This window comes from Ruegeria sp. CE12 (genome assembly GCF_056537525.1).
This window is the reverse complement of sequence record NZ_JBQFRS010000004.1, coordinates 1-12,765: the sequence shown is the minus strand read 5'-3', so window position 1 is coordinate 12,765 and position 12,765 is coordinate 1. Positions and strand designations below refer to the sequence as shown.

Genomic DNA, 12,765 nt, shown 5'->3' with positions numbered 1-12,765 from the left:
TCGAAACATGGCTGAATAAGGGCTTGTCTCAGACGTGGTGCCTGAGCTAACCAAAGGTCACGCAGGGGAGTCCCACCGAGGGGACTGAGAGGCTGACGGGGCATTGCCCGGCGACGCGACCCTTTGAACCTGACCCAGTTGATACTGGCGTAGGAAGCTAGGGCGCGCAGGCCACGGATCCGGGCAGGCGTTCTCCGAACAAGGGGGCCGTACACCCTCTCGTTTCCCCAAGCCAAAACTCATCTGGTGTCTTTTTGAGTTGAACTGCTTGAGGAGCACCAACATGAATGTCCCCAATCCCAAGATCACCACTGGTGAACTGCCTGCATCGCGTAAGATCTACGTGAATGGCACACTGCACCCTGACGTCCGCGTTCCAATGCGCGAGATTTCGGTACACCCGACAGCGGGTGAGCCGCCGTTGCCGGTCTATGACAGCTCAGGCCCGTACACCGACCCGAACGTAATCACTGATATTCGTGAGGGCCTGACCCCACTACGTCGCAAATGGATCGAGGCGCGCGGTGATGTCGAGGAGTATGAAGGGCGCGAGATCAAACCCGAGGATAACGGGTTTGTAGAAGGCGACCGCCTGACGCCCGAATTCCCGGTGCGCCCGCGGCCTCTGCGCGCAACAGATGGCAAGGCGGTGACGCAACTCGCTTACGCCCGCGCCGGGATCGTGACGCCAGAGATGGAGTTCATTGCCATCCGCGAAAACCAGCTGCGCGAGGCAGTGGCCGAGCAACGTGAAGGCAATGATTGGGGTGCCAACATACCGGACTATGTGACTCCGGAATTTGTGCGGGATGAGGTCGCCGCAGGTCGCGCGATCATCCCCGCCAATATCAACCACCCCGAAAGCGAACCGATGATCATCGGGCGCAACTTTCTGGTCAAAATCAACGCCAACATGGGCACTTCGGCTGTTACCTCTTCGATGGAAGAGGAAGTGGACAAGATGGTCTGGTCGATCCGCTGGGGCGCCGACACGGTCATGGACCTGTCCACAGGCCGCAATATCCACAACACCCGTGAATGGATTATCCGCAACTCACCGGTTCCGATCGGCACGGTGCCGCTTTATCAGGCGCTGGAAAAGGTCAATGGCATTGCCGAGGACCTGACATGGGAAGTGTTCCGTGACACGCTGATCGAGCAGGCCGAACAAGGCGTGGACTATTTCACCATCCATGCGGGCGTGCGCCTGCACATGGTTCCAATGACGGTGAACCGGGTGACGGGCATCGTGTCGCGCGGCGGATCGATCATGGCCAAGTGGTGCCTGCATCACCACAAGGAAAGCTTCCTGTATGAGCATTTCGATGAGATTTGCGACATCTGCCGGGCCTATGATGTGTCGTTCAGTCTCGGGGACGGTCTGCGTCCCGGCTCCATTGCTGACGCCAATGACGAAGCACAGTTTGCCGAGCTCGAGACGCTGGGGGAGCTGACTAAGATCGCCTGGGCAAAGGACTGTCAGGTAATGATCGAAGGCCCCGGCCATGTGGCGATGCACAAGATCAAAGAGAACATGGACAAACAGCTGGAGTGCTGCCACGAGGCCCCCTTCTACACGCTTGGCCCCCTGACCACCGACATCGCACCCGGTTATGACCACATCACCAGTGGCATTGGCGCGGCGATGATCGGCTGGTTCGGTTGCGCGATGCTCTGTTACGTCACGCCCAAGGAGCATCTGGGGCTTCCGGATCGGGACGACGTGAAAACCGGCGTGATCACCTATAAGATCGCCGCCCATGCGGCGGATCTGGCAAAGGGACTTCCAGGCGCGCAACGCCGTGACGATGCCCTGTCGCGTGCCCGGTTTGAATTCCGTTGGGAAGATCAATTCAACCTGTCGCTCGACCCCGACACCGCGCGCGAATTCCACGACCAGACTCTGCCGAAACAAGCGCACAAGGTCGCTCATTTCTGTTCGATGTGCGGGCCGAAATTCTGCTCGATGCGGATCAGCCACGACATCCGGTCCGAGGCGCAGAAAGAAGGAATGGAGGCCATGGCCGCCAAGTTCCGGGAAGGTGGAGATCTTTACCTGCCTGTTGAAGACTGACCGATATGGCGAGACCGGTCCAACCGGTCTCGCATCCGTCTGAAATCCGGATCTAGGAGATGTTACATTGGACACCTAAATAGACCGCATCAGGCAAAAAACAGGGTTTACCGGTGACTAACGGACTGAGCGAGCAACACAGCAACGCCATAAAATATTGGGCAAAGCAGCATTCAATTATTCGAAAAGTGATCCTCTTCGGCAGCCGGGCTCGTGGTACGCATTCCGCAAACAGCGACTTTGATCTGGCAATACAAGTGTTCCCGGCCAGCCCGCATCATTATGCTCAGATGGCCTATATGGACTGGCATGACCGCCGGGTGGAAGATCTGGAAGCTGCGCTGAATCACAGGGTTCAGCTTGAGTGGTTTGCACCGGGGGCAGGACTGGCCATCGAAAGATCGATAAAATCCGAAGGCGTCACGGTTTTCTTTCGTCAGTACTTCGAAGACGAGGCCGGTTAGTTGTTGCACATGCAGGTGAATTGACCCGCAAAGCTTCGAAAACTGGTGCAGCGGCCGCCGAAACGGTTGGCGAAGCCCGAAGGGCTTCAGCCAGTCACTGTAAAGACGGTGCTGAGTATCCACAACGCAGCGGCCAGCAATGCAAAGGTCGCTACCGTGGATACTCCGAAACCCAGAACATTGGCACTGCGATACGAGCGCATCAGATTGTCAAACCCTGATTGGTTCAGGGGCCCTTCACTCACCTTAAGCTCTGCAATGAAACGGGACATCATGGGGGTATTTCTGGCAATCAGCGTACCCAGACCACGGCACATGATCCACAACGTTGGCAGGAGTGGTGGAATACAGGCAATGCTCAGCACAATGGCAGCCGGGACACCACCCTCGCGGAACGGACCTACCAGGTTCACCCAGTCGTTACTTACGCTTTCATGTGTCAAAACCATGATTGCATAGAGAACGAACACCATCAGAAACGGGATAATCAGCGCAAACATAAGCCCGATCGCTGCAATGCAGACCAGCCCGGCGACGATGGCCACATCACCGGCATCATGCCATCGCAACGCGCTGAGAATTTCAACCATCGCGACAAACGCAAGCCACGCACTGACGGCGATAAATAGGATGAAGATCAACATCGCTCCGTGGGTCGCACCCAGATTACCCAGATAACCCAGCACAAATGCCGCACACAAAGCCAACCCAAGCACAAAGGCCATCTTACGCTCGTTCGGCACCAAAGCGACCAGGAAACCGGACATCATAAACAGCCCAGTGTTTTCGAAGACCCGACTATGCACAATCAGAAACACACCGTAGCCGATCTGATACGCCAGATCATAATAAGTGTCCGATCCCCCAAAGAAACGGGCACTCAGCTTGTTCCGATCTACTGCCGCCGCAACAAACGCAAACATGGGCAGCACGCTGATGGCTGCCTGAAACCAACGCTTGTTCGCTGGAACGTCATCGTTAAAAAAGCTCCACGCTCCGTAGGTTGTGATATCAAAAAGCGCCCAGCCCAAGTAGATTGCACTGACCACAAAGACGGAGGATAGCCCAAGTGCCCATGCCACCGTTTTCAAGGTAAACGAACCTTCGCCGTAGCGGAAACTAAACAACATCGTTGGGTCCGCGCTGGGGTCAATGAACGTGTAAGGCCCACGCAACAAATACAGACCAATGGTCCCCTGCCGGGTTTGTGGGTTTGCGATCAGGTCGATTTCTGCCGGCCGCGGATTGCGAGACCGTATCCCCACTAATACTGCGAATAAGCCGGCGACCAAAACGATTGAATTCATTGTCATAAATATGATCCAAACTGATGCTCTGGATTTTCTCTCACCCGAGAAGGTGGTGAAATTAAGGCTCGTGTCCGACTATGAGAATCCTAGGTTCAAATTGGACCTTTTAATCAATCCGCAGGTTGGGTGGTATCAATCAGGCAAACAGCGCTGCATGAACGGCGTTTGCTCGTTTCAGTAATCATAGACCCTCACAAAAATCGGCTCGGGTGCAGGAATCGGATGGAGGCCCGAATATGGTTTGTGCGCAGGCAGCAGGAAAACAGGCCAATCGACAACGCCATCCAAACGCACGCGATTTGGCCCTGGTTTCAACAGCACCGGCAGCTGCACTGGTTCGTCCTCGACCAACAATGACACCGCCACAGGTTGCCCGCTTTTGTCGAACAGTCCGAACTCCTGCTCATGAGGCGTTTCGAACGTCACTTCGCTGACATCCGATAAGCGAACTCCCGGAACGCCAATGTTCGGCGCAACCCGAACATAGGAGTTTTTAAGAAACGGTTTCATCAGCTCGCGCAGTTTTTGTGTTCGGTAGGTGTCAATGATCAAATGCGGTGGTACGGCACGCAGTTTGCGCATGAAGTCCGAAGCTTCGCCTTCGGTATTCGCGATGTGAACCTGTCGCGTATCAAGCCACCGGCGCTGAGATTCCGCGTGGTTTGACAGCATACCTATACCATCAAAATACTTTTCGTTGGGCCCAAGCAGAGTTTCGACCTGCCGGATGAGATCAATCTCAGCCCGGTTGTCGTGCTCAATATATGTGATGTTGCGGGCAAAGCTGAGAAGAACGGCAACGATCCATACCGCATGGATCAATCTGGCCTGCAACTTGCCGCGTGCCGCGTAGTCCAGTGTGGCCGGGGCCCAAAGGCACAGAAACGGGATCAACATGATAAACACATAGGGCCAGGGCTGATTATGACGTGCAATCAGCACAATCATGACAAGGGTGAAAACCAGCGCAACCTTATGCCTGGGTGTCAGCTTCCTCCACCTGTATAGACTAGCCAGCAGTCCAAAAGCGGCGAGCAGATAAGGAAGCAGATTTCGCTCGATCGTCTGCCCATAAAACATCCCCAAAGTGGTGTAATAGACATGTCCGCTTGTGGCGACCCTGAGCGGGCCTTGGAAAAGAGAGGTCAGTATCGTCAGACTGTCCCAGCCACCGAACGCGATACTGTAGACAAGAATGGGAATGACCCACCCGGCGACCAGCATTAGGCCGCGCCTAAGCATTGTCAGTAGATCCAGACGCAAAAGCGCCTCAACCACCAGTCCAAGGCCAAGCGCGAGATTGAAGTAAACCGCCTTTTGCGTCGCGATGAAGGCAAGCCCGCTGAACAATCCGGCGATCAGAATAGTCTTTGCACGAGATATGTCTCGGGACACGATCCAATACAGCGCAGCAGTTGCGAAAAACAGCGCCAGAGACTCGGATCGGGTACGAAATACCCGCTCGATAAAGGTTGAAAAGCTGAGGGCCAGCAGAATGACCAGCAACGCGCGTACCCGGTCCTGACCCAGTTTCCGCGTGATGCCATACAGCAGGGCCAGCGTTCCGCAGGCCAGTAAAGCGGTCTGCAAGCGGCCGATCATGATTGCCGACACCGCATCCCAACCCAGCCAGTGCGCCGGTTTGTAAAACACCGCATAGCCGACCGCCTTGGACGGCCAGATCGTATCAAAGAACCCATTGCCCAGATATTTAGACTGCCCGAACTGCCAGAATTCGTCCATCACGAACTGGGTGTTGAACGCGAAGAACACCAAGAAGCCGAGCTTGGCGCATAGTGCAACACGTATGGCCCACTGATAGCGCAGCATAGGGTCACTGGTTTCACCAGCACGGGCGTATTGCAGGTCTGAGGCTTGCAACGTCTTACTCAACTGGCGCGTTTAAGCTGGCTTTTCTTTCCTTCGATCATTTCCATCCGTCCGCGCGGCACCCGTGTCCGGGCGTTCCAGGCTTCGTCAATTTCGGTTTGCTTTGGCGGCAATGCACTGGTCACCGCTTTGTCACCACGGATGATCGACAACAGGAAATTCTTGAATGCGTTTACCGAACGCAGGCCTTCCTTGGGATTTGTAACCGCCTGCAGCGCTTTGCGCACCATGTAGGTCGGACGGAAGTGGAACTTGCGCACTGCGTATTCGCAAAAATCCTCAAGATCCTTGGGCGACAGACCGGGCAGGTCCAGAACACATCGGTGCTGACCGTCGGGATTCAGCCACTCGTCGAAATTGGTTGTGGCCAGATACCCGCCCTCCTGTGCCCATTCATAGGCGCCGGTGCCCGGATAGGGCATCACCGGATAGAACTGGGCACTGTCGGGATTCAATTCTTTGGCCAGCTCAAGGGTCTTGGCCAGCGTCTCTTTTGTTTCACCGGGGAATCCAACCATAAAGCAGCCGTGGACGAGAATACCCAGCTTGCGGCAGTTCTCCATAAAGTCTTTTTGTTGCTGCAGTGTCTGACCCTTGCGCATGTTGATCAGCAGGGTCTGGTCACCGGATTCAAAACCGGTCGCACATTGCCGAAGCCCGGCTTCTTTCAGGGCTTTCAACGTTTCGTAGTCGACGTTGACGCGGATGTTGGCAAACCATGGCAGCGTGATACCGGCCTCTTTGACCAGCCGGGCAATTTCCTGTGCACGGACCCGGTCTGAGGTAAAGGTGTCATCCTCGAAAACGATCTCCTGAACTTCAGGCATGTTGTCCTGAATCCATTTCATTTCGTTCACGACATCTTCGGGCGACCGACACCGATAGCTGTGGCCATGCATCACCTGCGGATATACGCAGAAAAAGCACCGTGCCTTACAGCCCCTACCACCGATCAGCATGACCATGGGCTGGTTCGCGATCGTGAACAGATAATTTTCAGGTGTCAGGAACTGCTTGTAGACCGGTGCCACCCAAGGCAACGCATCCATATCACTGATCAGGGTGCGATCACCGCTCCGCTCCGAACTATCGCCCGATCGCCACGCCAGACCGTCAACCGACGAAATCGGCTGCCCCTGCTCAAGCGCCTCGGCAAGCTCGGAGATGGTAAAGTCGTATTCGCCAATCGCGACAAAATCCAAGGCCTTGCTTTGGGTCAGGGCCACTTGCCACTCAGCCGTTACATGGGTTCCAGTACAGCAGAACCTGGCCTGCGGCAGAGCAGCCTTGAACAGATCAACGGTTTCCAGATCATGGTTAACGCTGGGGGTTGATGTTTCGATCACCACCAGCTCGGCGTCGAAGTCACGCAATCTGTCGATGGTATCCTCGCGCGACAGCTCATCAGCGGCGCAGTCCAGCAACAGACATTCATGGCCTCGCGACATTGCCAATGCGGTGGCATGCGCCAACCAATAGGGATAGTACAACGTCCCCGATTTGATCACCCCGGGACTGCGTTGAGACCTGGAAAAACGCCAGTCTCTGAGAGGCGGATTTACAAAGGCGATTCGCATTGCGTTGGTCCCTTTCCGTGTGCGGGTATTGATGTCTTTCCCACGCCAGACAACCATTGTTCAAGCAGTTGATAACCCGAGTTCAGGGCCGCGATCTGCGTTGACCGGATCGACGAGATCTGGGCCGCATCTTTGGTTGGCTGGTCAAGCTTTTGCAGCACCGTATCGGCCCAGCAGGGGTCATTCAGTTCAACCACACGGTCCTCGTACCCAGCCTGCTTGCAAAAGGCGCGGACCTTAGCCGCGTAGTTCAGAGCAACAAACGGCGTGCTACAATTCGAGGCGAAAATCACCGGATGAAGCCGCATTGAAATGAGCGCTGACGATGCAGCGATATGGCCCTGCACCTGAGAAGGCAGCAGTTCCTCTGTTTCAATACATTCGATGTCGCAGCCCGTCGTTTGGACGATCTGTTCGGCAAAGGCGCGATCTTCAGGATTCATGGTCGGCAGCATGGCCAGTTCGCGCCCGGCTTCGGTCAATCGGGTGACCAGTTTGGTCCAGTTTTGAAAGCTCTCGTCGATCTTGGCCTGATCCAGTTCATACAGGTTCTCGAAATTGGCCCAGGCGCAGGGGGATATCAGTATGCGGTTCGCAGATGCCGTGACCGGTGAGGTTGGCAGCAAAAGCGCCGGATCGGCCGCCGTGCTTGCATGATTCAAACCACAATCCTGCAGCAGCTTGGTCGAGGCATCATCGCGGGTAATGACAAGGGATCGGCGACCCAAAGCCAATCGCGTCAACCGGCGGGAAAAACCTCGCTGCAATGGCCCGACCCCGATACAGAACACACCGGTTCGCGTGCGAAACAACCGACCAAAGGCAAAAAGCGAACAGACGACCACGTGCTTGGGCAAGCTCAGGTCATGCAACCATTGCCCACCTGAGATAAAGATGCCCTGAAAGCCCGAAAACACCACAAGGCTGCGCAATGCATCAGGTATAAGGGTAAGAGGCTGAACCGCTCGCGAGCTGCTGGCCGGGGCCAGCGCGTCCAGAATGACACGTTCCCGCGCTTCTTTGCTGGCGGGTAGCGGACGGGTGTCAATTCCACTTGGTCCGAAGGCAATCAGATATGGGTCCACCGCATTTCCGGGTTGGGACAGGAATTTCTCCAGCCGTTCGGACACCGCGCAAAGAATTGCCTCATCCCCTTTGTTTCCTGCGTTCTTGAGCGCAATCATCCCAACGCGCCTGCGCTTGCGGCGTGCATCGGGATTGTCGCCGCTGATGAACAGCCCGGCGATCTGACCCAAACCGTATGGAAGATGCGTCATTGCAAAAAGGGCGGTCAATCGCAGCCAAAGCGCCGGTTTTCTAACCCCAATGCACAATGCTAGGGAAACCACTGCAATGCAGATCAAGTAAATCGGCAGCACCAGCAGTACCAATGGCGGAACAAGAAACACCGGCGACCAAGCGTTCGGGTGACGCCTGATCAGCCAGGTGCGACCTTTTCCATACGCGTACATGTTCTTTGCCCAGCTTCTCAGATCAGAACGCTGATGGTGCACGACAACTGCATCCGGAATTGCCACCAGCGACTGCCCCATGTCCCGCAACCGCCGGGAAAGGTCTTCGTCCTCTCCCATGCGCGCGAAACGCGGATCGAAACCGCCCGCCCGTTTAAGCGCTTCTCTTTTGTACAGCACATTGAGCGTTGGAATATGCGGCACCGCTGCTTCAGACACGGGTATCTGTCCCTGCAAAGAACCGCGTGACCCCATATAGGATGAAAGCATTATGGCCAGCGCATCATAATGTGCGCTCTGGCCCGCTGGCGGTGCATTGCCTCCACCCACTGCGGCAACGTCGAGCCGGGTTGCCGCGTTCAGCAGATTCTCAAGCCAGTGCGCAGGGGCCTCACAATCCGCATCCAGAAAGGCAACAAACTCGGTACTGGCCGATCTCCAACCGACATTCCGGTTCTTGCTGATCGAACGCGTAGCACTGGTGATGACCCTAAGGCCGGGAAAGGCCTCAATGGCGAGCTTGACCGTCTCGTCGGTCGACCCGTCATCAACCAGTATCACCTCGGACGGGGCGCGGTTTTGCTGATGCAGTGACCTCATGCACATGCTGATTGTCTGCGCGGCATTCCGGGCGACAACGACAACGGTCGCCTGTGGCTGTGACGTTTCGGTCATGCCAACACCCTCCGTTTCGTAAACGCTGGGGCCATCAGAAGCGGCGCGATGATAGTCATGCTGGCAAAACCCACGACCCGCAGTGCAAGCGCAAACTCCAATGCATTTTCAAAGCCATACCCCAGAAACGCCAATACCCCGGACCAGCCCCACTCCTGAAGGCCCAGATTTCCCGGCGTGAATGCGGCAAGCTGTGTAGTCTGAACGATGGTAAAGCCCTGGGCCGCGTCCAGCGACGAAATCGAGTACCCAAGGGCAATCACAACCAGTGGCGCTTTGACCAGTATGGATAGATAACGCAGGACCGACAGGCCATAAAGCTGGGACACCGTCGACGCGGAACATATCCGCGCGATACCACGATCATCCTGCAGAGCCGGATGTTCTGCCAATCTAGGATGAAGCCTGCGCAATACGGGGATCAGACGATCCAGTTGCATGGACGCCAGCATGCCTAGACTGAGAACAATGATGGTGCAGGTAATCCAAGTTATTGCGCCACCGCCAATGGTCCATGTGATCAGGGTTCCCAGTGCCATACATATCAGGACAGCCACGTCAAAGAACTGCTCGAAAACCGAGCTGCCCGCCCCGCGAGTAAAGGGAATATCGTGGAACCTGCGACCGGCCCAACCGCGAACCACGATCGACGAAACATAGGTGGTCAACAATTGCGACAACAGCGCCGAAGCTGATGAGCAGGCCAGAAAAAAGGAAAACTCCTGCGGTGCTTGATCAGGTGTTATCTTGCGGACGACGATGCGCCATTTCAGCGCCGATATCGATATTTGGAGACCGGTCAGCGCAAAAAAGCTGATCAGCAACCACTGCGGCGCGTCAGACAAACGACGCACCAGATCTCGAAGGTCTAGGCCACTCCAAAGAACCGCGCAGGTCACGAGGACCAGCGACAATACCAGAAACACTACTGATCTTAGCCAGGTCATGCCGGTTGATTGAGCGCCGCAGCGCTGTGACCAGAGATGGCCGTTTCACGTACAGGCAGAACCGCATCATGGCGGGATCTGTTCCCGGCAACGATGGAAAGAAGAAAACCCGAAAAGAACAGCTGCACGCCGATAATGATCATCGTGAAGGCCGCGATCAGTGGCCGCATTTCGTTCAAGGACCCGAAGTTCGACGCAATCCAGCCGGTGGTGATTGTCGCAACCCAAAACGCACCAATAAGTGCCAGAGATGCGCCACCGAGAATCCAATATTGCAGGCGGGAAAAGCCCAGCCAGTACCGCGCCCTTTCTGTTGGAACGCGTAATCCGTCACGATAGCTGCCCATCAGCGCGGCCAGCCACAGCACAATGGTCTGGGACGCCAGAACCATCGATGCGCTGGCAACAACAGCCCAGTGGTCGCCGAACTTGAACCCGCCAATCAATACCATTTCTTGGTCACCGCCCAATTGCAACAACACAGTGATCGCAAAGCCGATGGCAAACAGGAAAAGGGCGGGCACCAAAAACAGCCATGTAGGGCTGAGCATCAGCATGTAGATCAGGTGTCTTAGTCCGTCACGCCACGGATTCAGGTGCGGCGCGCGTCCGCGCCCGTCTGGTGACAACGTAATCGGAACCTCGGCGATGGTGAATTTCCGTAACACGGATTTCAGCAACATCTCCGACGCGAACTCCATGCCCGTCGAAGACAGGTTAAGTCGGTTCAACGCCTCTTTTTTGATCGCACGCAGACCACAATGCGCGTCGCCGATCTCGGTACGGAACAGGAACCGAAGGATACCCGATAGGGCAGGATTGCCGATATAGCGGTTTTTCCAGGGCATAGCGCCCGGTTTGATCTCACCGCTGAACCGGTTACCCATGCAAAGATCTGCACCATCCATCAGGCGTCGGATCATCGGAACGGCTTCGACAAAATCGTAAGAGCAATCGCTGTCACCCATGACCAGATAGGCCGCGTTGGTTGCAGCAAATCCACCGATCAGCGCAGCGCCGTATCCGCGCTGCGGGACATTGACTACGCGCGCACCGGCATCTTCTGCCAGTTTCTGACTTCCATCCGTGCTGCCGTTATCAGCAACGATTACTTCCCCGGTCAGCTGGTACTCGTCTTTTAGCATCACCAACGCCTCGCGCGCGCGACTGACGCAGGCCGAGATAGTCTCGGCCTCATTCAGGCACGGCATGACGATGGCGACGGAGTTTTCGTGCGGTACCATTGCTCTGAAGGCTCCCGATGCCCGTATGATTCATTCAACAAAAGCTAAAAAACAGGGTAATTGCGTCCAAATCGTGACCGCAACCTGACGAATTCGAGCTTGGCGGGGACTTCGGTAAGCACAACCAAAGCCACACGACAATCAATTGTCACGGCAACAGCTTTGCAGATCATTTGACGCGCGCATCCGAAACATGGCCCTAGTGGACGTAATACACATTAATCACAATGCCTTACGCAGGCATCGGGCGGCCCGTATCTACTACCACGCCTGCCACCCTCGGCAGATGACAAGCCACGGAGATTCAGAAAAGCTGTGAAGCGTCCGAGACATCGATTTCACACCCTAAAAAGATCCAGACCCTATGACGTCGTTGCATCAGCCTTTTCATTGATCGATGCGAGTATCCTGTTTCGCTGAATCTTCCCGGATGGCCCCTTTGGCAAATCGGCCAATATGTAAATCTCATCAGGCGATTTGAACTTACCCAACCTGCTTTCACATATGCCCAACAGATCCAGCGGCGTCAGGTTTGAACCGTCCCGAATCTTGACTGCTGCCGAAACTGTTTCGCCATAGCTTTTACAGGGCCGGGCAAAAGCTGCAGCCTCAATGACATCGGGGTGGGAATACAGCGCTTCGTCAATCTCACGGGGGGCAATATTCTCGCCACCCTTGATGATCAGCTCTTTCAATCGCCCCGTCACATAGACGTAGCTGTCTTCATCCATGCGCGCCAAATCACCCGTTCGCAACCAACCATCCGGAGTGAAAGTACTCGCCGTCGCATCAGCATTCCTGAGATATTCCAACATCACGTTTGGCCCGCGAATAACCAACTCGCCCTCGGTACCGGCTGGCACCTGTTTCAGGTTTGCGTCAACTATCGCCGCTTCGTTCCCATAGGCGATACCGGGTGAGCCGATCTTGCGAACACCGGGCGGGAGAGGATTTGACAAAATTTGCGCTGCCGTCTCGGTCAGGCCCATGGTTTCAACGATCGGTATTCCAAAGCGATGTTCAAATGCCTGTTGGACATCGGGTGCCAATGCGGACGAAGCCGAACGGCCAAAGCGAACGCGCTGGCGGGTTTCGTCATCGGGGTCGATATC

Annotated in this window: 9 protein-coding genes and 1 riboswitch; of the genes, 2 read left to right on the top strand and 7 right to left on the bottom strand. The window is 55.7% G+C overall.

All coding sequences use genetic code 11. From position 1 onward, the window contains the following. Window positions 1-53 precede the first annotated feature (53 nt). Window positions 54-173, top strand: a riboswitch (TPP riboswitch). Between the two features lie 110 nt (window positions 174-283). Together thiC and ACR0IO_RS11190 are read left to right on the top strand one after the other, a co-directional pair. Further along, a complete protein-coding gene (gene thiC, locus ACR0IO_RS11195; protein ID WP_480741679.1) occupies window positions 284-2,074 on the top strand; it encodes a phosphomethylpyrimidine synthase ThiC in 1,791 nt (596 codons plus the stop codon). A gap of 113 nt (window positions 2,075-2,187) precedes the next feature. Next, the gene (locus ACR0IO_RS11190; RefSeq protein WP_170333615.1) at window positions 2,188-2,538 is read left to right on the top strand and encodes a nucleotidyltransferase family protein; all 351 of its coding nucleotides are present in this window, start codon (window positions 2,188-2,190) and stop codon (window positions 2,536-2,538) included. 86 nt (window positions 2,539-2,624) lie between these two features. On the opposite strand, the gene ACR0IO_RS11185 is transcribed toward ACR0IO_RS11190, so the two are convergent. The 7 genes from ACR0IO_RS11185 to ACR0IO_RS11155 form a co-directional block, all read right to left on the bottom strand. Beyond that, on the bottom strand, window positions 2,625-3,851 hold the full coding sequence (locus tag ACR0IO_RS11185) for a hypothetical protein (RefSeq protein ID WP_480741677.1): 1,227 nt from the start codon (window positions 3,849-3,851) through the stop codon (window positions 2,625-2,627). Between the two features lie 171 nt (window positions 3,852-4,022). Beyond that, window positions 4,023-5,741, bottom strand: coding sequence for a DUF7055 domain-containing protein (locus ACR0IO_RS11180; RefSeq protein ID WP_480741675.1), 1,719 nt, complete (start codon window positions 5,739-5,741; stop codon window positions 4,023-4,025). Next, on the bottom strand, window positions 5,738-7,315 hold the full coding sequence (locus tag ACR0IO_RS11175) for a B12-binding domain-containing radical SAM protein (protein ID WP_480741673.1): 1,578 nt from the start codon (window positions 7,313-7,315) through the stop codon (window positions 5,738-5,740). The genes ACR0IO_RS11180 and ACR0IO_RS11175 overlap by 4 nt, the downstream gene beginning before the upstream one ends. After that, the gene (locus ACR0IO_RS11170) at window positions 7,297-9,462 is read right to left on the bottom strand and encodes a glycosyltransferase (protein WP_480741671.1); all 2,166 of its coding nucleotides are present in this window, start codon (window positions 9,460-9,462) and stop codon (window positions 7,297-7,299) included. Before ACR0IO_RS11170 ends, ACR0IO_RS11175 begins: the two co-directional genes overlap by 19 nt. After that, window positions 9,459-10,409 carry a lysylphosphatidylglycerol synthase transmembrane domain-containing protein gene (locus ACR0IO_RS11165; protein ID WP_480741670.1) on the bottom strand — a complete coding sequence of 317 codons (951 nt, stop codon included), beginning with the start codon at window positions 10,407-10,409 and terminating at the stop codon, window positions 9,459-9,461. Before ACR0IO_RS11165 ends, ACR0IO_RS11170 begins: the two co-directional genes overlap by 4 nt. After that, complete coding sequence (locus ACR0IO_RS11160; RefSeq protein WP_480741668.1) at window positions 10,406-11,653, bottom strand: glycosyltransferase family 2 protein; 1,248 nt, start codon at window positions 11,651-11,653, stop codon at window positions 10,406-10,408. The genes ACR0IO_RS11165 and ACR0IO_RS11160 overlap by 4 nt, the downstream gene beginning before the upstream one ends. 362 nt (window positions 11,654-12,015) lie before the next feature. Then, the coding region (locus ACR0IO_RS11155) for an AMP-binding protein (protein WP_480741666.1) at window positions 12,016-12,765 on the bottom strand (750 nt) is incomplete at its 5' end.